This is a genomic window from Lentisalinibacter sediminis (assembly GCF_040706615.1).
GTDB classification, from domain to species: Bacteria; Pseudomonadota; Gammaproteobacteria; order Steroidobacterales; family Woeseiaceae; genus Lentisalinibacter; species Lentisalinibacter sediminis.
This window is the reverse complement of the sequence record NZ_JAPDRF010000003.1, coordinates 636,839-659,202: the sequence shown is the minus strand read 5'-3', so window position 1 is coordinate 659,202 and position 22,364 is coordinate 636,839. Positions and strand designations below refer to the sequence as shown.

At 66.1% G+C, this 22,364-nt stretch carries 24 protein-coding genes and 1 tRNA gene; 8 read left to right on the top strand and 17 right to left on the bottom strand.

All coding sequences use genetic code 11. The features are described from left to right. Window positions 1-8: 8 nt before the first annotated feature. The 16 genes from ACJMKX_RS07920 to hemA all read right to left on the bottom strand — a co-directional run bounded on the left by ACJMKX_RS07920 (window position 9) and on the right by hemA (window position 12,495). Window positions 9-299 carry a DUF167 domain-containing protein gene (locus ACJMKX_RS07920; RefSeq protein ID WP_405223469.1) on the bottom strand — a complete coding sequence of 97 codons (291 nt, stop codon included), beginning with the start codon at window positions 297-299 and terminating at the stop codon, window positions 9-11. Further along, the gene (locus ACJMKX_RS07915) at window positions 286-873 is read right to left on the bottom strand and encodes a hypothetical protein (RefSeq protein ID WP_405223467.1); all 588 of its coding nucleotides are present in this window, start codon (window positions 871-873) and stop codon (window positions 286-288) included. Before ACJMKX_RS07915 ends, ACJMKX_RS07920 begins: the two co-directional genes overlap by 14 nt. Window positions 874-877: 4 nt before the next feature. Then, on the bottom strand, window positions 878-1,390 hold the full coding sequence (locus ACJMKX_RS07910) for an AAA family ATPase (RefSeq protein WP_405223465.1): 513 nt from the start codon (window positions 1,388-1,390) through the stop codon (window positions 878-880). A 129-nt stretch (window positions 1,391-1,519) separates the two neighbouring features. Then, window positions 1,520-2,302: a hypothetical protein gene (locus ACJMKX_RS07905; protein ID WP_405223462.1), complete on the bottom strand. Its 783-nt coding sequence runs from the start codon at window positions 2,300-2,302 to the stop codon at window positions 1,520-1,522. A gap of 154 nt (window positions 2,303-2,456) precedes the next feature. Continuing rightward, window positions 2,457-2,954 (bottom strand): RDD family protein, encoded by a 498-nt coding sequence (locus ACJMKX_RS07900; RefSeq protein WP_405223460.1) that lies wholly within the window; start codon window positions 2,952-2,954, stop codon window positions 2,457-2,459. Then, window positions 2,951-3,370: a hypothetical protein gene (locus ACJMKX_RS07895; protein WP_405223457.1), complete on the bottom strand. Its 420-nt coding sequence runs from the start codon at window positions 3,368-3,370 to the stop codon at window positions 2,951-2,953. Before ACJMKX_RS07895 ends, ACJMKX_RS07900 begins: the two co-directional genes overlap by 4 nt. Window positions 3,371-3,434: 64 nt before the next feature. After that, the gene (locus tag ACJMKX_RS07890; RefSeq protein ID WP_405223455.1) at window positions 3,435-4,124 is read right to left on the bottom strand and encodes a hypothetical protein; all 690 of its coding nucleotides are present in this window, start codon (window positions 4,122-4,124) and stop codon (window positions 3,435-3,437) included. A gap of 50 nt (window positions 4,125-4,174) precedes the next feature. Then, a complete protein-coding gene (locus tag ACJMKX_RS07885; RefSeq protein ID WP_405223452.1) occupies window positions 4,175-4,831 on the bottom strand; it encodes a LysE family translocator in 657 nt (218 codons plus the stop codon). Next, on the bottom strand, window positions 4,828-4,962 hold the full coding sequence (locus ACJMKX_RS07880; protein ID WP_405223449.1) for a hypothetical protein: 135 nt from the start codon (window positions 4,960-4,962) through the stop codon (window positions 4,828-4,830). The genes ACJMKX_RS07885 and ACJMKX_RS07880 overlap by 4 nt, the downstream gene beginning before the upstream one ends. A gap of 6 nt (window positions 4,963-4,968) precedes the next feature. Continuing rightward, window positions 4,969-7,314, bottom strand: a complete 2,346-nt coding sequence (locus tag ACJMKX_RS07875) for a tetratricopeptide repeat protein (protein ID WP_405223446.1) — start codon at window positions 7,312-7,314, stop codon at window positions 4,969-4,971. Window positions 7,315-7,433: 119 nt separating this feature from the next. Then, entirely contained in the window at window positions 7,434-8,075 is a 642-nt protein-coding gene (locus ACJMKX_RS07870) for a superoxide dismutase, Ni (RefSeq protein ID WP_405223443.1), read from the bottom strand. Between the two features lie 225 nt (window positions 8,076-8,300). Further along, on the bottom strand, window positions 8,301-8,663 hold the full coding sequence (locus tag ACJMKX_RS07865) for a VOC family protein (protein WP_405223440.1): 363 nt from the start codon (window positions 8,661-8,663) through the stop codon (window positions 8,301-8,303). A 144-nt stretch (window positions 8,664-8,807) separates the two neighbouring features. Then, on the bottom strand, window positions 8,808-9,068 hold the full coding sequence (locus tag ACJMKX_RS07860; RefSeq protein ID WP_405223437.1) for a CBU_0592 family membrane protein: 261 nt from the start codon (window positions 9,066-9,068) through the stop codon (window positions 8,808-8,810). 26 nt (window positions 9,069-9,094) lie between these two features. Then, the gene (locus ACJMKX_RS07855; protein ID WP_405223434.1) at window positions 9,095-10,099 is read right to left on the bottom strand and encodes a cysteine synthase A; all 1,005 of its coding nucleotides are present in this window, start codon (window positions 10,097-10,099) and stop codon (window positions 9,095-9,097) included. A gap of 14 nt (window positions 10,100-10,113) precedes the next feature. Further along, a complete protein-coding gene (gene prfA / locus ACJMKX_RS07850; RefSeq protein WP_405223431.1) occupies window positions 10,114-11,199 on the bottom strand; it encodes a peptide chain release factor 1 in 1,086 nt (361 codons plus the stop codon). 27 nt (window positions 11,200-11,226) lie between these two features. Beyond that, entirely contained in the window at window positions 11,227-12,495 is a 1,269-nt protein-coding gene (gene hemA, locus ACJMKX_RS07845; protein WP_405223429.1) for a glutamyl-tRNA reductase, read from the bottom strand. 105 nt (window positions 12,496-12,600) lie between these two features. On the opposite strand from hemA, the gene ACJMKX_RS07840 reads away from it, so the two are divergent. The 7 genes from ACJMKX_RS07840 to manA all read left to right on the top strand — a co-directional run bounded on the left by ACJMKX_RS07840 (window position 12,601) and on the right by manA (window position 18,979). Then, a complete protein-coding gene (locus ACJMKX_RS07840; protein WP_405223427.1) occupies window positions 12,601-14,319 on the top strand; it encodes a tetratricopeptide repeat protein in 1,719 nt (572 codons plus the stop codon). A 7-nt stretch (window positions 14,320-14,326) separates the two neighbouring features. After that, window positions 14,327-14,941 (top strand): lipoprotein insertase outer membrane protein LolB, encoded by a 615-nt coding sequence (lolB, locus tag ACJMKX_RS07835; protein ID WP_405223424.1) that lies wholly within the window; start codon window positions 14,327-14,329, stop codon window positions 14,939-14,941. A 73-nt stretch (window positions 14,942-15,014) separates the two neighbouring features. After that, a tRNA-Gln gene (locus ACJMKX_RS07830) sits at window positions 15,015-15,089 on the top strand. Between the two features lie 94 nt (window positions 15,090-15,183). Beyond that, window positions 15,184-16,122: a ribose-phosphate diphosphokinase gene (locus ACJMKX_RS07825; RefSeq protein WP_405223802.1), complete on the top strand. Its 939-nt coding sequence runs from the start codon at window positions 15,184-15,186 to the stop codon at window positions 16,120-16,122. A 135-nt stretch (window positions 16,123-16,257) separates the two neighbouring features. Further along, window positions 16,258-16,962 carry a 50S ribosomal protein L25/general stress protein Ctc gene (locus ACJMKX_RS07820; RefSeq protein WP_405223421.1) on the top strand — a complete coding sequence of 235 codons (705 nt, stop codon included), beginning with the start codon at window positions 16,258-16,260 and terminating at the stop codon, window positions 16,960-16,962. A gap of 99 nt (window positions 16,963-17,061) precedes the next feature. Further along, window positions 17,062-17,754: an aminoacyl-tRNA hydrolase gene (gene pth, locus ACJMKX_RS07815; protein ID WP_405223419.1), complete on the top strand. Its 693-nt coding sequence runs from the start codon at window positions 17,062-17,064 to the stop codon at window positions 17,752-17,754. Next, complete coding sequence (manA, locus tag ACJMKX_RS07810; RefSeq protein ID WP_405223416.1) at window positions 17,738-18,979, top strand: mannose-6-phosphate isomerase, class I; 1,242 nt, start codon at window positions 17,738-17,740, stop codon at window positions 18,977-18,979. The genes pth and manA overlap by 17 nt, the downstream gene beginning before the upstream one ends. Before the next feature lie 45 nt (window positions 18,980-19,024). On the opposite strand, the gene ACJMKX_RS07805 is transcribed toward manA, so the two are convergent. Next, a complete protein-coding gene (locus ACJMKX_RS07805; RefSeq protein WP_405223413.1) occupies window positions 19,025-20,560 on the bottom strand; it encodes an acetyl-CoA acetyltransferase in 1,536 nt (511 codons plus the stop codon). 251 nt (window positions 20,561-20,811) lie between these two features. On the opposite strand from ACJMKX_RS07805, the gene ACJMKX_RS07800 reads away from it, so the two are divergent. Further along, window positions 20,812-22,281, top strand: coding sequence for a coniferyl aldehyde dehydrogenase (locus ACJMKX_RS07800; RefSeq protein ID WP_405223410.1), 1,470 nt, complete (start codon window positions 20,812-20,814; stop codon window positions 22,279-22,281). Window positions 22,282-22,364 lie beyond the last annotated feature (83 nt).

Here is a 22,364-nt window from a genome sequence, read left to right as displayed (position 1 = left end):
ACGGCTGCTCAGTCGCCGGCCTTGCCGAGCTGCCGCAGGACATCCGCCTCGCTCGCCCCCTCGATCTCGACGACCTTGCTCGGCGAGCCGCCACCCGACACGATCCTGAGGCCGGCCGGGGGCAGGCCGAGTTGCGCGGCGAGCAGTGCGGTCACGGCGGCATTCGCCTTGCCCTTCTCGGGCGGTGCCGTCACGCGGACTTTAAGCACCGGACCCAGCCAGCCGACGACGCCCGCGCTGCTGGCGCCGGGTACCACCTTCAGCCTGAGTCGCACCCGGTTCGCGCTATCCCCGGTCATCTTGTTCCCCGGCCCGAGCCGGTCCGGGTTCGCACTCGGGGAAGGATTCGATCAGGCTCATGCGCTCCCGCATGAGGCCGCGCGCGGCGGCCCACTTCTCCTCGGTGTCGAGCGCGCCGAGTGCATCGTATCGGTCTCCCAGTGACTCGTACTGCAGCCACCAGCGCTGAACGGGGCCGATGACCCATTCTCCGCCGATCAGGGAAAGCTTCAGGCCGTGAGACTCCTCCGAGTGCCATGCCACGACCCAGACCTGGTCGGTGCAGTCCGGTCCGTCCTCGCACGGACACCCGCTGGTGACGCCGGAGATGTTGACGAGTGCGGTCGGGAAGACCGCCCTCGTCGCCTGCTCGATCTGCCGCACCTCGTTGTCCGAGATGTTCGTTTCGCGCAGCGGGTCCGTGGGGCGTCGGGGCCTGAGCTGATACGCACGGCTCCAGCGCTGGTAGGAACGCTCGGCAGTGACCGTCTTGTCCGCTTCGCCGGCTGCCGTCGGCTGCGGCGGCGCGATCAGCAGGCCCGGGGATATCCCGAGGACCGCGACGGCGATAATCCGATAGTTGCGGGTAGTCATCAGCCTACGGTTGCGGCAAGTCCCGTCGCAGATTGTCGGTATACATCCGCTTCTCGCCGGCGAAGCGTTCGTAGAAATCCCGATGCGCGCGGTAGGAGAACACGTCGTCCCGTTCGGTGTAGTCCCGGATCCAGCCGATCAGCATGTCGAGGTTCGCATCCTGCGCTGCCTTGCTCTCGTACTTGTGCGGCTCCCACGGGCGATTCCTCGCATTGGCCACGCACCGCTCCACGTCGAGGTTCAGGAACACCGCCCTGGCGGCGAACGGTGCGGCCACCTCCAGCAGGTCCGTATAACAGCCCTCGATGACCCAGCCGGCATGACGGCCGATGAATGCCTCGATCTGCCGAGCAGAATCCGCGAGTGGCGCCCGCCGCGGGGGAGGCTCCGGCAGCCAGGCGAGGGTGTCCAGGTCCAGATGCGCCAGGCCCCCCTCATCGGCCAGCTGCCGGGCCAGCGTCGACTTGCCGGAGCCGGAGTTGCCGAAGATCAGTATCCTGTCGTCCGGCCTCGTCACTCGAACATGGCCTCGCTGTCGGCTCCCAAGGTAGACTCGCCGGGAGCGGTACCGCGTGGATTGCCGTATGTTGCGTCACGGCACGGTACGGGCTCCCGGCGATGCCAGTGGATTGGTCAGTCCGGTCGATCAGTCCTCGGCAGATGCACTCAGATCATCGCGTTCCATCCAGACCGTATCGCTGGAATCGGTGAATCCCGACTCGAACTCGGCAAACAGAGCGTCGGCGGCCTCCGACGAGCCCAATTTCCCGGCCAGGAACTCGTAGAAGGACGGATCCGACGGTTCCATATCCGCCCAGTTCTCCGCGGGGGTGACCAGCATCAGAGTCGGTTCACCGCCGATCCGCGACAGCCAGAGCCATTGATGATCCTCATCGGCCCAGCCCTGTTCTTTTGCGATGGTACTGAAGCGCTTGCGAGCATCGTCCGGACCCTGGCCCGCGCCGACTTTCCACTTCCAGCTGGTGACCCAATAGTAGCGGAATGGGCCGGCGTCCTCGGGCATGTGGCTGTGTTCCCAGTCGTTGCGCTCGAGGTAGTGGTGATAGTGGTCCACGTACTGGTGCACGTTCTTGTTCCAGTGCGCCGACAGGCCCTTCTCCATCGCCTCGGCGTTGATCGTGTCGATGCCGGCATAGTCGTGGCAACAGGAGCGGATCTGGTACATGTTCATCTTGTCGCCGACGACGGGCGTATAGATCGTCCACTCGGCGGACTCACCCTGGTCCACGCGATACTGTGCATGGGCCTTGAGAGCCGCCTCGAATTTCGTTTCCATTCCCTGCTTCGGCACCATGATCCAGACATCGGTCAGCGGCGGCGGTGATTCGTGATTGTCTGCCGCTACGGATAGCGGCAGGGCGAAGGCGAAAGCCAGCAATACCGCCGGCGATAACTTGCGAATATGCATAGGATTAGTCCCTGTTTGTTGTTGATTATTTTGCCCGGCGCCTGAGCGATCAGGTGCCGCGTGTGCCCGAGTATACCCCGTTGCGGACAGGCCGGACCGTTACCGGAGGTCAGGAGGATCCGTTTGTCCCCGGCGAACGGCGGCCAGTGAGCGGTTACCGTGGCAACACCCGCGCGCCGGACCAGCGGTCATAGGGCGTGCGTCCGCTGGTCGACAGCGTGACCAGCCACCAGACGGGCCCGGCCACTGCCACGGCAGCCGGCACCCACACCCAGGCCGGGAAGCCGCCTTCCCCGGAATAGACGGCCTGTTGCGCCACGGTATGACCGAACTCCCAGGGCGCGAACTTGGCGGCGTTGCGGAGCAGGGCCGCGCCGACGGAGAGCCGCTTGCCGGACCCGCTCTCCACCCGCAGCCCGAGCGCGCGTTTGCCGAGGGTCGCCTGCATCGGCGAGCTCTCGCACAGGGCGAAGTAGAGCGTTACCGGGAGTGTCATCGTGACGAAGCCGATCATCTGGGCGGCCCAGGGATCGGCCGGGCGCGGCGGCGCGAAATCGCTCGCGACCATGACCGCGCCGAACAGGGCGCCGGCCCACATGACCACGACCAGCCAGTCGACCGCGAAGGCGAGGACGCGGCGGCGTGCAGTCATACCGCCTGTTTGACGGCGCTACCGATCCTCGTCGCCGCGAACGCCATCGGGAAATACGCCAGCACGAGGTCGGCGACCACGAACCAGGTCGGTGCCGGTATCATCCGCGCCGCCGCGATGCCGCCCGCGAAGAACACCGCGCCGACGGCCCACGCGGCGGCGTTGCGGTGGTTGCCGGCGAAGAGATGCGCCGCGATGGCGCCGACCAGCGTGCCGACGGCATGCGCGAGGAAGGGAAACAGGAAATGCCTTGGCTGAAACAGGTGAGCGGATGCCGCGACCGACTCGGCATTCGTGACATCCACGCCTGCGGGGGCCGGCACGATCGCCGATCCCAGCATCACCAGCGCCATGTTGACGATTCCGCCGATGAACACACCGGCGGCGACGGCAAGAATCACGCGCAGAATTTTCATGACGTGTCTCCTCGAGCGGCCCCGACAGCGGGACGGACGCCCCAGCTTACCTTGCGGGAGGACGTCACGCTTCGGCGCCGGGCCGTCGCGTGTCCTCGGCCTGCACCGTTACGCTGCGGTAAAACAGTCCGCCCAGCAGCAGCACGACGATGAAGAACACGCCCACATAGCCCGCGATGCCGATGTTGCGGAGCGCCATATTGCCGGTCACGACACCGCTCAGACCCGCCAGGGCGAGGCCCCCGCTCAGCAGCATGGCCGCCCTGATCGAGAGCGCCAGCGGACTCCCGCTGAACACGGTGGAGGCGAGCAGCATCGAGAGCGCGAAGAACACGTCCCACGCCAGGATGTCCAGGGCGTATGCCAGCGAAGGCCACTCGAACGAGAGCAGGAGCGGCAGAGTCTCGTGCGCCGCAAACTCCGCCTGCCGACTCAGAGTCAGGATCGCGAAGTGCACCGCGCAGGTAAGCGCCGCCGCAATGGCCATGAAGATCGCCGCTGCGAGGCTGAGCGCCTTCCGTCGCGCGGGCGCCCAAGCATGAACCGCGACCATCAGCAGGACCATCGCAGGCGTCATCAGGAGGATCAGAACCTCCAGCAGCGTGAAATACGGATCGCCGATCGGCTGGTCAGCGGACTCGAGCGAAGCGAAGCCGGCAGCGAGCGTGATGGCATACATCAGAAGCAAGGCTGCGACGAGTGATACGGATCCGATGCCGAGGCGACGGGCTATCGCGCTGTACTCAGCGTCCATTCACATCCGCCCCGCATGAGGGCGCGGACGGGCGCGCCCGCTGCGCACAGTCACGCTTTCGCAATGATATAGCTCCCGGCCCCGACCATGATGGTTCCCGCCGTCTTCCTGGCGGCGCTCTCGAACTTCAGTTCTTTCGCCATCATCGCGAGCTTTCGCGCCGATAGCGCGTACAGCATCTTCACGCCGCCGACGCTCGCGACCGTGATGCACATGATCGTCGCCACGTCTCCGGCCTGAAGCGCAGACAAGTCAACGAAAATGGGAAAAAGGCTGAGATAGAACAGGATGGCCTTGACGTCTCCCAGGGTCAGAGCAAAGCCCGCGAGAACGCTGGCGGCGAGACTTGCACGTGCGTTACCGGTGTTTGCCGGCACGGTGGTCCCGTGTTTCGTCCTCAGCAGCGAAAAGCCAAGCCAGAGAAGGTATATCGCCCCCAGATACCTGATGACCAGGAACAGGCTGCCGAGGGTCTCTGCGAGTACGGACAGACCGAACACCGCCAGCCCGATAAAGACCAGGTCACCCAGAACGATTCCCGCGGAAACCGCTACCCCATTACCCACACCCAACGTCGCCGACCGCGTCACGACGAGTGCGACACTGGCGCTCGGTATGGCGGCAAGCGACGCCATGATGCCGAAGAGGGCGAGTATCTCGATGAGGCTCATTGTCGGGATAGTGCCAGTCTCAGCACCGTCGGTCATCGCTCCACGTGGCTGACCGGGATGTCGAGTGCAGCCTGGCCGGTCAGCCGAACTTGCTCTATGCGCACCTCACGCCGGGACTGCGCGGCGCAGTTCGTGATCGTGGCGCGGCGCGGAACGCTCAGCGTCACCGGGGATCACAGCGCAGCCAGCAACTCCTCCGCTTCCTGCCGGTGCACGTAGTCGGCATCGGCAGCCGACCAGACTTCGAGCGCGGATTTCAACAGAGGCCTCGCGGTCGCCGGGTCACCTTCGCCGATATGGAGCTTGGCGAGCGTCAGTTTGGCGAAACCGTAGGCAGGGAATACCTTCAGCACTCGTTCGAGTACGTTGCGCGCCTTATCCGGCGCACCAGCCTCCAGGTACAGCTCCGCGATGGCGACGTAGACCGACGACGAACTGAGGTTGCCGACCAGCACCTGCAGGATGGACTTGTCCAGCAGTTCCCGCGCGCGGTCCACTTCCCTGATGGCCGTCTCGAAGTCTCCGTCCCAGATCGCGATCTTCGCGGTCTCGGTGGCGATGAACGACTTGAAGACCTCGGGGTACTGGCCTATCGACTGCCGGCTCATCGCCGCACGCTCCCGGAACGCCTCGCGGTCGTCGGTGCGCGCGTGGATTTCCGTGTAGGTAAAGTTCATGAACGAGTCGAAGGGCGGCTGCAGCTGTGCGGAAATCGCGTCGGCGTTCGCGAGCGCCTCGTCGAACCGTCCGAGCAGCAGCAGCAGGCTGGAGCGCTGGTTCTCCAGGTTGATCAGGCGCACCATCGGCGGCACGAATGTCCTGCTGAGTTCGATGATCTCCGCGTGCAGCGCCAGCGCACGTTCGATCTGCCCGCGCACCAGCGCGATCTCCGTCTGGGCGCTGAGCACTTCGACCCGCTGTTCCGGGTTGAGCGAGTCGCCCAGTTGCGCGGCGAGACGCTGTTCCGCCGCGGCGTAGTCGCCCCGGGCCGCCTCGATGCGGGCCAGCGCCAGCTCCGAGGCGCGGGGGTCGTCCGCCAGCACGGCGGCATCCTCGAGCGATGCCCGGGCCTTGTCGAGCTCGCCGGCAGCCTGGTAGACGGCGGCCAGCTGCTGGTGGGCGCCGGCGCTGTCCGGCCGGCTCTCCAGGTACAGCCGCAGGTAATTTGCGGCTGCCTCGTAGTCGCCTCGTTGCTGCTCCAGGCCGGCCATCTGCCGATAGACCCCGACTGCCAGCGGGTCGAGTTCCAGCAGCCGGTCGTAGGCGGCTCGCGCCTTCGCGAGCCCCGCGTCGCCGCCCTGCAGCCGTGCCAGCCGGGCCTGCTGCTCGTAGGCCTTGGTGCTGTTCGGCTGCACCTCCGTCCACATGTCGAGCACCCGCAGGGCGCGTTCGTAATCGCCGTCGAAGACGTAACGGTTGGCTCTCAGCACGAAGCGGCTGGCCTCAGAGAGACGGTAGCTGTTCCTGAGGCCCGCTGCGGCCGCTGCCCGGGCGGATTCGATGTCGCCTGCCAGGTAATGGGACACCGAGAGTTCGCCGCTGGCCTCGGCGAAGTTGGGGTCATCCTCGAGGGCCTGGCTCAGTTCGGCGATGCCCTGCTCGAAGTCGTTGTTCAGGCCGATCGCGACCAGGCCGGTGGTGTAGTGACGCACCGCCTCGAGTGAGTCGCTGAGATGCTGCGCGATCGGGTCGTCGCTGCGGTTCTCGCCCGGCGAGACGTCCAGGTAATCAAGCAGGGCTTCGCTGACGTCGTCGACGCCGGCCAGCCAGTCGTCGGCAGACACCGTGTGGGTGCCGATCTCGTCGCCGGACTCGGCGTCGATCAGCGTGGCTGTGATGATCAGCGTATCGCCGTCGGTCCTGAAACTGCCGGTGACGAACGCGGCGCTGCGGCGGTCTCTCACGATCTGTACCCGCAGTGCGGGTGGCTCGTCGCGCAGCGTGTCGTAGCCGCGGTCCCGGAGTTCGCTCTTCATGGAGGTGGAGTCGAGCGGCGTTTCCACGGTGATTACCGGTGATACCCGGTTCATGTCGTGGGCGAGCATGAACGGCAGGCCGTAGCTCAGCCAGTCCAGCTCGCTGTCTCCGGACTGATTCTCCCAGAAGAATGCGACGACCTCCCGGTGATAGCCCTGCCGGGCCACCTCGAACTCGCGGACGGCTCCGGTCTCGTCCGTGACCTGCACCGTCTCTGTCGCCGCCTCCACCAGCAGCGAAGGCCCCGTGAAGTAGAGTATGCCGACGGCGACCGCGGCGTTCAGCGGAATGAACACCTGCTCAGTACGAGTCCAGCGGTCCTTGCCCGGTGCGCCGTGGTTGTAGGCGAACAGGATCACCGCCGGCAGCATCACGAGCATGGCGACGAACACGTAGGAGGTCAGGCTCGGCGGCAGGGCGGAACGCTCGGTGACCCAGTCGCCGAGCTCGATGACCAGCCACGACGCCGCGATGTACATGCCGACGATCTGCGGCACGCGCCGGTGCATCAGGTTGTGCAGTACCGTTCCGTCGGCGGACATGGGCCGATCCCTCTCTCCCTGCGAGCGCAGAGTATAGCTTACGGGTGATTGCCGTCAGTACGCCGCTGGAGCTGCAGATCCGAGAGGGAGAATCAAAGTTAGTCGAGGTCGACTACGGGTTATTCGGCATGTTCATGCTCAGGATAGTATGTTCGCAAGGCTTCGATACTCTCCTTTAAAGATTTCGCGTATTTGCCATCCGCGTTCTGCTTGGCTTGCATTGCCGCAACTATGACAGCGTGGTGTTTTGCCAAACGCTCTGCATAATCCTTTTGATCGGCTTTTACACGTTGCGTCAGAAAATAATCACTGATCGTAGAAATAATCTTTTGAGCATGTTGCTCTTTGTTCATGATCCAGCGAACCATTTGATTTCGAGATTGCGCGTCAGACTTTCCGGACAACTCTGCAATCAACTTAGTGGATTTTTCAACGGTAGCTGCATCTTCAAGCATTGACTGAACCCGGGCAGCGTCATCGTATATTCCACAGGGAATCTGGCAATGCGTATACCCTTGTGTCGGTAGCAGTAGAAAGTATCCAGCGACGATGCACATAACGGACAACATTACTGTTTTGAAGTTCTTCATGATTGACTCCTCCTGGAAAGGTGAACGCAAATAAAGTGGCTCTGATGACCACTCATCAAGTATTTGCCTCAATTCAACATCAGAAAATGCTGCCTCGCTCTTCAATGCACCGAGTATCGCAGCAACGAGTAGATCATCGGCTTGCACTTTGTTATGGCCGAGGAGTTTCACGGATCCATCGTCATCCTCAAATTGGCCCGAAGCCGGATCAAAGTACTTTTATGAGGAAACCAAGTGCGCCATAGGCAAAAAGTACCACAAGCTACGAATAATGGGTGGAGGCAGAGCGGCATCACGCGCCGGGTCACGAACCCTGCACGCACGCGAACCAGTCCAAGCTGCCGGACCGTCCGGCGGTATATCCGTCCAGAGTCGCAGCGACGTAGAAGATGACCTTCACGCGTCCGCGTCCTCTCCCCAGACCGCGAACTCGTTTCCGCTAGGCTCGGTGAAGTGGAACCGGCGCCCCCCGGGAAAAGAGAATATGGGTTTGACGATTCGACCGCCTGCCGCCTCCACCTTGGCCTGGGTCTCCTCCAGACGCTCGCTGTAGAGGACGATCAGGGCACTGCCGTTGTCCGTCGATGCGGCGACGTCAGCCTCGTAGAACCCGCCGTCGAGACCTGCCGCCGAAAACGATGTGTAGGTGGGGCCATAGTCGACGAAAGACCAGCCGAACACCCGTTCGAAGAATGCCTTGGTGGCGGTCAGATGCCTGGCGGGAAACTCGACGTAGCTGATCTTCTCGTGTGTTTGCATGGCGATAACCTCCCGGCAACTGCCGCGGTCACGGGCCAGACCGCATCCTGTGCGGCGCTACTGACTCACACTCATCGCGCAGATCATCGTCCCCGGAGCTGATCTGAGTATCGCGCGATCGTTCTCGTCACAGTTTACGATCCGTCAGGGTGCCTCGCCTGCCTTTTTCATCCACCAGCGTCCGATTCCGACCAGGCTGATCACCACCCAGAACGCCTCGATGACGAATGCGGACAGATTGAAGTCGAAATAAAGCGAGATGATGACCAGCGCGGCGCCCAGCGCGTTCATCACCGAATACGTGAGCGCCGTGCTGCTCAGCCGGTCGAGCTGCAGCAGGAGGTAGGCGAGGATGATGAGCGCGACGCCTGCGTTGCCGATGAGGTCGTGCCAGGCGTAGTTCATAATCGGGATCGGGCCTGAAGGCCCTCCTACAGGGTCTCCAGCCAGTCAGGCAATGACAGGCCCTTCGACTCCAGGTACGCGCGGTTGAACAGCCGCTCCCGGTAGCGCATGGCGCCGTCGCACAGCACCGTGACGATGGTGTGGCCGGTGCCCAGCTCCCGCGCCATGGCCATGGCGCCGCCCACGTTGATGCCGCTGGAGCCGCCGAGCACGAGGCCTTCCTCGCGGATCATGTCGTAGACGAGCGGGATGGCCACCTGATCCATGATCCGGTAGGCCAGGTCGATCTCGGCGCCTTCGAGGTTGGCGGTGATGCGCGAGTTGCCGATGCCCTCGGTGATGGAGCTGCCCTCGATGCGGATCTCGCCTTCGGTGTAGTAGTGGTAGAGCCCGGAGCCGCCGGGGTCGGCGAGCCCGATCTTCACCTCCGGCTTGCAGGCCTTCAGGTACTGCGAGACGCCGGCCAGCGTGCCGCCGGTGCCGCCGGCGCAGATGAACGCGTCCACCTCGCCGTCGGTCTGGTCCCAGATCTCCGGGCCGGTGGTCTCGGCGTGGTAGTCACGGTTGGCGGTGTTGTCGAACTGGTTCGGCCAGAAGGCGCTGCCGGGTTCCTTGGCGTTCATGTCTTCGGCCATGCGGCCGGAGACGTGGACGAAGTGGTTCGGGTTGCGGAAAGGCACGGCGGGGATCAGCCTAACGTCGGCGCCGTAGGCGCGCAGCGCGTCGATCTTCTCCCTACTCTGGGTATCCGGCATCACAATAATGCTCGGATGGCCCAGCGCATTGCCGACCATGGCCAATCCAATACCGGTGTTACCGGCGGTGCCCTCGATGATGGTGCCGCCGGGCTTGAGTTCCCCCGTGGCCTGGGCGCGGCGCACCATGCCGAGCGCCGCCCGGTCCTTCACCGAGCCGCCCGGGTTCATGAATTCGGCCTTGCCGAGAATCTCGCAGCCGGTGGCCTCGGACGCGCGATTCAGCCGGATCAGCGGCGTGGTGCCGATGGCGTCGATGAGCTGCCGCGCGTCCATGGCGATGCGGTTCCTCAGTGTTCCGTCAGGGCTGCCAGCTGGTCGGCCTGGTATTCCCGGGTGAGCGGGTCGATGATCGGGTCCAGGCTGCCCTGCAGCACTTCGTCCAGTTTATAGAGAGTCAGGTTGATGCGGTGGTCGGTCACCCGGCCCTGGGGATAGTTGTAGGTGCGGATGCGCTCGGAGCGGTCGCCGGAACCTACCAGCAGCTTGCGGGTCTCGGCCCGCTCGGTGGCCAGTGCCTCTTCCTCGGCGGCCACCAGTTTCGCCTGCAGCAGCGACAGCGCCCGCGCCCGGTTCTTGTGCTGGGAGCGCTCGTCCTGACACTCCACCACGATGCCTGTGGGCAGGTGGGTGATGCGCACGGCGGAGTCGGTCTTGTTCACGTGCTGGCCACCGGCTCCCGACGCCCGGTAAGTATCCACGCGCAGCTCCGAGGGGTTGATGTCGATCTCGCCCACTTCCTCCGCCTCGGGCAGCACGGCCACGGTGCAGGCGGAGGTATGGATGCGCCCCTGGGACTCGGTCTCCGGCACCCGCTGCACCCGATGGGCGCCGGACTCGAACTTCATCTGCGCATAGACGTTGCGGCCGCTCACCTTGCAGATGATCTCCTTGTAGCCGCCGTGCTCGCCCTCGCTGGCGGAGAGCACCTCGACGCGCCAGCCCTTGTCCTCCGCGTAGCGGGAGTACATGCGGAAGAGATCGCCGGCGAAGATGGCCGCCTCGTCGCCCCCGGTGCCGGCGCGGATCTCGAGGTAGACGTCGCTCTCGTCCTTCGGGTCTCTCGGCACCAGGGCGAGCTCGAGTTCGCGCTCCAGACTCTCTCGTTCCTCTTCCAGGCGCTCGATTTCCTCGCGGCCCATCGCCTGCATGTCGGCGTCGGCGTCCTTCGCCATCTCCTCGGCGGCGGTCAGGTCGTCCACGAGCTCACGGTAGCTGCGGAACAACGACATCACCGGCTCCAGTTGCGCGTACTCCTTGGAGTAGTCACGGAAGCGGTCCTGTGCCGCGATGACGTCCGGGTCGGCGAGCAGTCCGGCGAGTTCCTCGAACCGGTCGGCGAGACCCTGGAGCTTTTGTTCGATGCTGTCTTTCACGGGGAACGGCCGTCGCTGCGGCCGGCCTCAGGAGCGATTCTTCTTGTCGTCGTTCAGACCAAAGAGTTCGCGGGCCGAGAGCATGATGGCCTCGTCGGACTCCTCGCCGGCCTGACGCAGCCGCTCGCTGGGCTTGTGCAGCATCTTGTTCATGAGCGTGGAGGCCAGATACCGGAGCGCCGCCTCCGGGTCGCCCGAATTCGACAGCCGGCGAATGGCCTGCTCGAGCACCTCCTGCTTCAGCTCCTCGCCGCGGCCGCGGATGGACTTGATGATGGGCACGGCATCCAGCACCCGCTCGGCGTTGCGGAAGCGCTCCAGTTCGAATTCGATGATGCGCTCGGCCTCGTCGGCGGCCGCCTTCCTGCTCTGCAGGCCGTCGTTTATGACGCCCTGCAGGTCGTCGACGGTGTAGAGATAGACGTCCTCGAAATTTCCGACCTCTGGCTCGATGTCCCGGGGCACGGCGATGTCGCAGGCGAAGATAGGCTTGCGCTTCCTCAGTTCCAGCGCCCGTTTCATATCGGCAGCCGTGATGAGCGGGTCGGGGCTCGCCGTTGAGCTGATAATGATGTCGGCTTCGGGCAGGGTGCCGGGCAGCTCGGAGAGCGGCAGGGCGAAGCCGCCGAACTCGGCGGCCAGCGCGCGCGCCCGCGGCAGGCTGCGGTTGGCGATGAACAGGCGGCCGATGCCGTGGCCGTGCAGGTGGCGGGCGACCAGCTCGATGGTCTCGCCGGCGCCCACCAGCAGCGCCGTGTGTTTGTCGAAGCGGGAGAAGATCTGGCGGGCGAGCGACACGGCGGCATAGGCCACCGACACGGGGCTCGAGCCGATGGTGGTGTCGGTGCGTACCTTCTTCGCCACCGAGAACGCGTGCTGGAACAGCCGGGTGAGCCGTGGCCCGGCGCGGCCATGGCCCTGGGCGTGGCGGAAGGCGTCCTTCAGCTGACCGGTGATCTGGGGCTCGCCGAGGATCACCGAGTCCAGCCCGCAGGCCACGCGGAACAGGTGCCGGGCGGCGGCGTCGTCCCGAGCCTGGAACAGGCACTCTGCCAGGCGGTCGTCCATGCCGTGGAAGTTGTGCAGCCACTCGACGAGACCGATCTCGGCCTCGCTCTCCAGGTCGCAGACGATCTCCGTGCGGTTGCACGTGGAGACGATCACGTTCTCGCGGACGCCGGGCAGCGAACCCGATTCGCTCAGCGCATCGGGCAGCACGGTCTCGTCGAACACGATCCGCTCACGGATATCGACCGGGGCCGTGTTATGGTTAATGCCCAGGATGAAAAACGGCATCTGAAGGAATCAATAATTCGGATTGGTTCACGCAGCGCTTATGATAAGCGAACTGCCGGTGATCTGCCCGAAGCGGCCCACCGGGTCACCGACAGGGATTTCCGAATGCTAGACACACATACCCTCCCGCGTCGAGGCGGGGTCCCGGCCCTCGCCACGCTGCAGATTCTGTTTCTGGCCGCCTTTGCGGCGGGTTGCGCCGGCACCCCGCAACCGACCCCCGAGTCCACCGACGGGCAGGATCGAACCTACCACATACTCATGGCCGAGATCGCCCTGCAGCGGGGCGAGAACGCCACGGGGGTCGAAGAATACCTGAAGGCGGCACGGGCCGGGGAGTCGGTAGAGACCGCAAGCCAGGCGACCCGGACGGCCTTCGACTACGGCTACGATCGCGTCGCCTACGAGGCTGCGCGGCGCTGGGTGGAGCTCGCGCCGCAGGACGCCGAGGCCCGGCGCTGCGCCGGCCGTCTGGCGCTGCAGCACCAGCAGGTGGAAGAGGCGGCTCGGCACCTGCAAGAGGCTGCGGCCGCCGACGGCGCCGACGATGCCGCGTTCCGCGAGCTGGTCACGGTACTGATGGAGGAAGGCCACCCCGAGGATGCGTTCGCGGTGGCCGAACGCCTCGCCGACGCCTACGAAGACAATGCCTACGCCCAGGCTACCGCGGCGAGCGCCGCCCTGCGCGCCGATGACGCGGAGACCGCGATCGCCTACGCCAGGCGGGCCCGGGGACTCGCGCCGGAGGAACCCCGCGCCACGTTGCTGCTGGCCCGCGCGCTGGAGGCGGACGAGCAGACCGAGGCGGCGCTGGAGACCGCCGCGCCGCTGGCCGATGCCGAAGATCTGGACCTGCGGCTGGATTACGCCCTGTTCCTCGCCGGCGCGGACCGGCCCGACGAGGCGCGCACCGTAGTGAACCGGATGCTGCAGGACGAGCCCGGGCAGGCCGATGCCTGGCGTGCCACGGCACTCATCAGCCTGCAGCAGGGTGACTACGAAGCCGCCTGGACGGATTTCTCGGAAGTGCTGAAGAGTGGCGAGCACACCCACGAGGCACTCTTTTATCTGGCCACGATCGCCGAGGAACGCGAGGACTGGCTGCAGGCCATGCGCCTGTACGCCCAGGTGGGCAAAGGCGGCCTGCAACTCGCCGCCCAGCAGCGGGTGAGTGTGATCCTGACCCGTCTGGGTCAGGCGGACGGCGCGCTGTCCCAGCTGGAGCGGTTCGCCCGGCGCAATCCCCGCCAGGCGCTGGACGTGCGCTTCACCGAAGCCCAGCTGCTGGAAGCCATGGAGCGTTACGAGGAGGCGCTGGACGCCTACGACGAGATACTGGCAGCCAAACCGCCGTCACTCGGGCTGCTGCTGAGCCGCGCCGAGGTGGAGCTTGCCCGCGGCGAGACGGATGCCGCCGTCGAGGGCTATCGGGAGGCGCTGGCACTGCGCCCGGAGAGCGCCACGGCGCTGAATGCGCTCGGCTACACGCTGGCGGACCGCACCGACCGGCTGAAGGAGGCGCGCAAACTCATTGAGCGCGCTCTCGAGAAGGAGCCGGAAAACGCCGCCATCATCGACAGCATGGGTTGGGTGCTGTTCCGCCAGGGCGAGCCCGAGGCAGCGTTGCCGTATCTGGAACGGGCCTGGGACATGATCCGCGACCCGGAGGTGGCCGCCCACCTCGGCGAGACTCTCTGGGTCCTCGGCCGGCGTGCGGAGGCCCGCGAGATTCTGCAGGAGGCCTACGACGAATTCCCCGGCAGCGAACCGTTGCGCGACACGCTGCAGCGTCTGATGGAAGCGTCCGAGTCCACGGAGAGCTGATCCCGCCGTGCCCCGTCTGCCCGCACTGGCTGCGCTCGGCATCGTGGGCGTTCTGCTGTCGGGCTGTGCGGCCCGGCCGACCCTGACCCTGCCGCCGCTGGAGGGCTGGGAGCAGCGCCGGGAGGTGCTGGGTGCGGTGGACACCTGGCGTGCCGGCGGGCGCATCGCGCTGGTGGCCGGCGACCAGGCCGAGAGCGGCAGTCTCGACTGGCGTCAGGACAATGGCGACGTCACGGTGTCCATCCGCGGTCCGCTCGGCGCCGGCGGCATCCGGCTGGAAGGCGGCCCGTACGGGCTGATCCTGACCGCCTCCGACGGCAGCACCGTGGCCCTGACCCGGCCGGAGGAGGAGCTGCGCGAGATTTACGGCTGGTCCATCCCCGTGGCGAGCCTGTCCTGGTGGCTCCGGGGACTGCCGGACCCGGCCCGCCCGGCGGACACCGAGGTGGCGGCGGAGGGATGGCTGGCCCGGCTGGAGCAGGCCGGCTGGCGGGTGGAGTATCCGGACTACCGCGCCGCGGCCGGGGTGATGCTGCCCTATCGGATCCGGGCCCGCAGCGCGGATATCCGCCTCACCATCGTGGTGAAGGAGTGGAATTTCGGCGCCGGCGCGGTGCGCTGAGGTGGCGCGTTGACACCCCCGGGGAGGCTCGGGACAATGCGCGCGTCGGCGCGGCCGGCGGCGTTCGGGTTTCTGGGGTGTAGCCAAGCGGTAAGGCAACGGGTTTTGATCCCGTGATTCGCAGGTTCGAATCCTGCCACCCCAGCCATCGTCGCCGGGCATAGAGGCACTGCGCCCGTCAACAAGAGCAATAACAAAGAGTCACAGACGGGCAAAGGGAGGATCGGGTGGATATTCGCAGTATGGCGCTGTTCTCCGGGAACGCGCATCCCCAGCTGACGGCCGATATCGCACGTCATCTCCGCATACCCCTGGCGAAGGCCCACGTGGGCAAGTTCTCCGACGGCGAGACCAGCGTCGAGATACTCGAGAACATCCGCGGCCGGGACACATTCATCGTCCAGCCCACCTGCCCACCCTCCAACGACAACCTCATGGAGCTACTGGTGATGGTGGACGCCTGCCACCGGGCATCGGCGTCGCGTATCACGGCCGTCATCCCCTATTACGGCTACGCCCGCCAGGACCGCCGGCCCCGGGCCTCGCGGGTGCCGATCACCGCCAAGCTGGTGGCCAAACTCATCGCCACTTCCGGCGTGGACCGGGTGCTGACCGTGGACCTGCACGCCGACCAGATCCAGGGCTTCTTCGACATCCCGGTGGACAACGTCTACGCCTCGCCCATCCTGCTCGGTGACGCCTGGAAGCAGAAATACCCGAACAAGGTGGTGGTCTCGCCGGACGTCGGCGGCGTGGTCCGCGCCCGGGCCCTGGCCAAGCGGCTGGACGACACGGATCTTGCCATCATCGACAAGCGCCGGCCGCGCGCGAACGTGGCCGAGGTGATGAACATCATCGGAAACGTCGACGGCAAGACCTGCGTGCTGATCGACGATCTGGTGGATACCGCCGGCACCCTGTGCCAGGCGGCGTCGGTGCTGAAGGAGAAGGGCGCCGTGCGTGTGGTCGCCTACATTACCCATCCGGTACTCTCGGGCCCGGCGGTGGAGCGCATCTCCAACTCCGAACTGGACGAGATGGTGGTCACCGACACCATCCCGCTGTCCGAGGAAGCCGCCGCCTGCACCCGCATCCGCCAGCTCTCCACGGCGGAGTTGCTGGCCGAGACCATCCGCCGCATCAGCGACGAGGAGTCGGTGAGCTCGCTGTACCTCGACTAGCGAGGTCGGGCCTGAAGGCCCTCCTACACAAAGCTCCCGGCTTCCGGTATTATTCGCGGCCCCTCGTGGAGGGGTCCGCCGGCGGGCCTGGTCGCAAGGCTTACCGGCGAATTTTCATCCGACCGGAGAAAGCTCATGAACGAAGAGTACGATCTGGTTGCGGACTACCGGGAAGACCAGGGAAAAGGTGCGAGCCGCCGCCTGCGTCGCGAAGGTAAGCTCCCCGCAATCGTATATGGCGGCGACCGGCCGCCAAGGGCCATCACCCTGGACCACGACAAGGTCCTGCAGCAGTCCGAGAGCGAGCGTTTCTACTCGAGCGTGCTGACCGTCAAGGTGGGTGACAAGGCTCAGGAAGTCATCCTCAAGGACATCCAGCGCCACCCGGCAAAGAACAAGATCCTGCATCTGGATCTGCAGCGCATCGTCGCCGGCGAGGCCATCCGCATGAACGTCCCGATCCACTACCTCAACGAGGAGTCGGCGAAGGGCGTGAAGCTGGAAGGCGGCGTGCTGTTCCGCCAGTACAACGAGGTGGAGGTCAGCTGTCTGCCGAAGGACCTGCCCGAGTACATCGACGTGGACGTGGCCGAACTCGGCATGGACGAGATGCTGCATCTCTCCGACATCAAGGTGCCCGAGGGTGTCGAGATCGTCGAGCTGGCCCAGGAAGACGCCGAGGACCAGGTGATCGTCTCGATCCACATGCCGCGCCAGGTCATCGAGGAAGAGGAAGGCGAGGAAGGCGAGGAAGGCGAAGAGCCGGAGGCGGGCGAAGTGCCGCGCGTCGGCGAAGAGGAACAGGACGAGGACGAGGGCGGGTCTTCGAAGGAAGACTGATCCGCTCACTTCGTCTCCACGGAAAAGGCCGCTGCGTGCGGCCTTTTTCTTGTGCGTACTTCTTGTGCACCGGGGGAATCGCGCTAACATGCCGAAGTCATGGACTATCCTCCCGTGAAGGCGATCGTCGGTCTCGGCAATCCGGGTGACCGCTACGCAGACACCCGCCACAACGCCGGCTTCTGGTTCGTCGACGAGCTGGCCCGGCGCCACGGCGGCAGCTTCGCCTATCACAAGCGCTTCGACGCCGAGGCCTGCCGCGTGCGGGTGGACGGCGGCGAGCTGTGGCTGATTAAGCCGCACTCCTACATGAACCGCAGCGGCGGGCCGGTGCGCGCCTTCATGGACTACTACCGGTTGAAGCCTGGCGAGATCCTGGTGGCCCACGACGAGCTGGACCATCCGCCCGGCAACGTGCGGCTGAAAGAGGGTGGAGGCCACGGCGGCCACAACGGTCTCAGGGATGTCTCCCGGCACATCGGTCCGGAGTATCCGCGATTGCGCATCGGCGTCGGCCACCCGGGCCACCGGGACGAGGTCACCGACTACGTACTGCGGCGCGCGCCGGCCGGTGAGGAGCGGCTGATCCGTGAGGCCGTCGACCGGGCCGCCGACGTGATGCCGACGCTGTTCGAGAAGGGCATGCAGCAGGCGATGAACCGGTTGCACACGAAGCCCGCGGACGAGTCCGCGAAGAAGCCGGCGGCCGCTGGCAAGGCTGCCGGCAAGAGTGGCGGCAATGGCGGTGGCAAGAGCGGTGGCAAGAGCGCCGGCGATGAGAGACCTGACTGATTTTTGCCAGGGTCCGGGCGTCCTGCGTTTGCACGGCGGCGTGCAGCACTATGCCTGGGGCAGCACCGATCTGATCCCGGGCCTGATCGGCGAGCCCAACGCGGACGGCAAGCCTTACGCCGAGCTCTGGCTGGGCGCCCATCCGGAGCTGCCCTCCAAGGTGGAACTGGGCTCCGGCACTGTTGGGCTCGACCGCCTGGTGGCCGCCTGCCCCGGCCGGGTGCTCGGCGAGGCCGCGGCGCGTCGCTACGGCGAGCTGCCCTATCTGTTCAAGGTACTTTCTGCGGCGGTGCCGCTGTCCATCCAGGCGCATCCGACGCGGGCGCAGGCCGAGGAAGGCTTTGCGCGCGAGGAGGCCTGCGGGATTCCCCTCTCGGCGCCCCATCGCAACTACAAGGACACCAACCACAAGCCCGAGGCCCTGGTGGCGCTGACGGAGTTTTTTGCGCTGCGGGGTTTTCGGCCGCTGGCGGAGATCGCGGCTCTGCCAGCGGAGGTGCCCGAGTTCGCGCCGCTGTTCACGGAGTTCGAGCCGACGTCCGCCGGGCTGCAGTCGCTCTACCGCCGGCTGATGACTTCGGGACAGGGCGTCGTGGATGCCGCGCTGGCGCCGCTCCTGGAGCGGCTGCGCCGCGAGGCCCCGTCGGATCCCCGCGAGCGTGGTTACTGGACGCTGGAGGCGGATCGGCAGTTCTCGCGGGACGGCCATCACGACCGGGGGCTGTTCTCGCTGTGGCTGCTGAACCTGGTACGGCTCGCCCCCGGCGAGGGCATCTACCTGCCGGCGGGCAACCTGCACGCCTATCTGCGCGGCACCGGCATGGAACTCATGGCCAATTCCAACAACGTGCTGCGCGGCGGGCTGACGCCGAAGCATGTAGACGTGGACGAGTTGCTGGACGTGGTCACCTTCGAGGGCGGCGAGGCGGAGGTGATCCGAGGCGAGCGGGATGGCGTGGAGGCGGTCTACCGCACGCCGGCCGAGGAGTTCGAGCTGCGCCGCATCGACCTGCCGTCCGGCGGCGAGTGGCACGGCGGACGCGCGCACGGTGCTGACATCCTGATCGTGACTGCCGCGGATGCCGACCTCACGCTGGAGAGCGGCGGCAGGTTGCTCGGACTCGCCCGCGGCGAGAGCCTTTTCGCGCCTGCCGGGGTGTCGTACTCGCTGCGGACCGGAGCGCCGGCGACCGTGTTTCGCGCGACCGCACCCGACGGCCGATGAGCAGGATTTAACCCGCCCTGCCGGGCGCTGTCAGCCGCACGTGAACTAGTCGGGCGTGAACGTGTTGACCACGTCGCCCGCGGACACGCTGCCGCCCCGGCTCAGGAACTCCTCGTCAACCATGCGCGTCAGCAGTGCCGGATCGGCCGGCGTGTTGGCGATGAATCGGGCACCGCTCTCATCCAGTCGGCCGATGACGATGCCGCGCTCGGCGCCCTCCCGCCCGAACACCACCGTGTAGGTCTCGATGGTGCCCCTGCCTTCGGGTCTGTGCTCCCGGCCCGGGCTCTCCATGGCGTCGATTTCCTGCTGCAGGGGGGCGGCATCCGGTCGCTGCCAGCCGCGCTCGATCGGCCGGGTGGAGTAGACACCGATGGAGTGCTTGGTGAGATAGCCGCCGTTGCCGTTCACCAGCGCGTACTCGCCCGGGTTGTCGCGGCAGCGCGCCCAGGCTTCGGCGATGGCGTGCATGGTGTAGTTGTTGCCCGGGCCGCCGAAGTACGGGAGGCCGCCGGTGAGCGTGAGGCCGCGCGAGTCTTCTTCGGCGATGCCGAATGCCTCGGCCGCCGCCTCCACCGCGGACGGGAAACAGCTGTAGAGGTCGAGATAGCGGATATCGTCGATGCCGATGCCGGCCATCGCCAGCGCCTCGGTACCGGCCAGCCGGATCGCGGGAGAGCTGTGGTAGTTGACCCGGTCGCCCACCAGCAGCTTGTCGCGCAGGTCGGCGCAGCCGTGCAGGTACACGCGGTTGTCCTCCGGGATGCCGAGTTCGTCGGCCTTGCTCGCGGAGGTGAGCACCAGCGCCGCGCCCTGGTCGACGCCGTCACGGGCGTTCATCAGCAACGTGTAGGGGAAGCCGATGAAGGGGTTCTCGCCGGACGGCGTGGCAATCTCCTCCGCGCTGCGCCGGCGCGGGAAGTAGGCGTAGGGGTTGTCGGCGGCCACCGCGGTGAACGGGCTCAGCAGCCGTCCCATGGCGGCCAGGTGGTCGCGGATGCGGTGTCCGCGCCGGCCGCGGATGGCCTGCTCGAACAGGGGATAGGTCTGCACCGGGAAGCCGATCCCGTGAGCGAGTTCCCGGGGGTCGACGAACATGACGCCGAAGCCCTTGTCATCCAGCTGGCCTTCCACCTCTTCCTGCCAGTTCAGGGTGAGGCCGGCCCGGCGCGCTGCCTTCTCGGTGGCCATCGCCTCGCCGCCGGCGAGCAGCACGGCGTCCGCCTCGCCGCTGGCGATCATCCCGGCGTACTCGTTGACGTAGCGCTGGGGTACCTCGCCACCTGCCTCGGAGTAGACGGCACGCGCGGGATCCGCGCCGAGGTGCCGGGCAAGGCTGCGGGGCGGGTTCGTGGCGCGGCCGTGGTCGTGACTGCGCCGGGGCGTGGAGTCGGAGAAGGTGCGGGTGACGGCGATGGTATCCAGGGCGGCGGCCAGGTTGCCCTTCGCGCCCGCGGCGGCCAGGGCGGCGCGGGCTGCCTCGGCGGCGATGCGCACAGGCGGCAGGGCGTCCTCGGGAGCCACGTCTTTCTGGGTGTACTGGCCGGCACCGACGATGACGGGAGTTCTGTCCTGGGGCACTGTCTGCTCTCGCTCGTTCCGGAACGGGGCGCAATGTTAGCGCATCGTCTCGCCGCTGCCATCGGCCGCGCAGCTGAAAAGCGGTGGCTCGGGCGGTATGATCGGAGTAACAGAGGGGTAGTGCCGATGCAGGGGAACGGTGCCGCCGGCACCCGCCGCGGGCGTCGCCGGCACGCAACTCGCCGCGACTCGCCGCCAGCTGCGGCGACTGGCCACACCTCCTCGCTACTGGCCGCAACAGGAGAGAACTCATGAGCGCCGTCGCAGATCAGATCCGTGCCAAGACGTCCGAGCCCACCCGTGAGGACATGCTCGCGGTCCTGGAGAAACAACGCCGCGCCTTCCTCGAGGAGGGCTTCGTTCCCGTCGAGACCCGTATCGATCGGTTGAACCGCGCCATCGATCTCGTGATCGACAACAAGGACGATCTGGTGGCCGCGATGGATACGGACTTCGGCGGCCGGCCGCGGCCGCTGTCGATGATGACCGACATCATGTCGTCGGTGAGCGCGCTGAAGCATGCGCGCAAGAATGTGAAGAAGTGGATGAAGCCGGAGAAGCGGAAGCTGGACTTCCCGCTGCCGCTGCTGGGCGCGAAGGCGAGGGTGCATTTCCAGCCGAAGGGCGTCGTCGGCTGCATCAGTCCGTGGAACTTCCCCGTGAATCTGACCTTCATGCCGCTGGCCGGCATGTTCGCGGCCGGCAACCGGGTGATGGTGAAGCCGTCGGAGTTCACGGAGCGCACCTCGGCCCTGATGGCGGAGCTGGCCGCCAAGTATTTCGACGAGACCGAGCTTGCGTTCTTCCTTGGCGGCCCGGAGGTGGGCAAGGCGTTCTCCACGCTGCCCTTCGACCACCTGAAGTTCACCGGCGCCACGGAGGTGGGGCGCCACGTCATGGCGGCCGCGGCGAAGAACCTGACGCCCGTGACGCTGGAACTTGGCGGCAAGTCGCCGGTGATCATCTCGAAGACGGCGGATATCCGCCAGGCGGCGGAGAATGTGATGCTCGGCAAGCTGATGAATGCCGGTCAGATCTGCCTGGCGCCGGACTACATCCTGGTGCAGGAGTCCCGGCACGACGAGCTGCTGAAGACGATGCAGGAGGTGGCCGTCGACATGTATCCGAAGATCCTCGGGAACGACGAGTACACGTCGGTGATAAACGAGCGGCACCACACGCGATTGCAGGGCTATGTGTCGGACGCGAAGGAGAAGGGCGCGAAGATCGTGGAGCTGAATCCCGCGGGCGAGGACTTCGCGCACCAGCAGGGCAGCCACAAGATACCGCCGATGTTCATCGAGCAGGTCAGCGACGATATGGCGGTGATGAAGAACGAGATCTTCGGCCCGCTGCTGCCGCTGATGACGTACGGGGGGATCGACGAGGCCATCGACTATGTGAACGATCATCCGCGGCCGCTGGCGCTGTACTACTTCGGCAGCGACCGGGACGAGGAGCGGGAGGTGCTGGAGCGCACGACGTCGGGCGGCGTGACGCTGAACGATGTGATCTGGCACGTGGGTCACGAGGACCTGCCGTTCGGCGGCGTGGGTCCGAGCGGCATGGGTGCGTATCACGGGATCGACGGCTTCCGGGAGTTCAGCCACCGCAAGGCGATCTATCGCCAGGCGAAGGTGAGCGTCGCGAAGCTAATCGGCATCCGACCGCCCTACGGCGACACGCTGCAAAAAACCCTGAAACGCGAAATCAAGAAGTAGAGGGTGCCGGACCGAACTTTTGCAACTTTCTTGCGTTTCTCTGGAGCCGGAGCGTTCTTCGGGGCGCCAGACGCCTTTCCGGA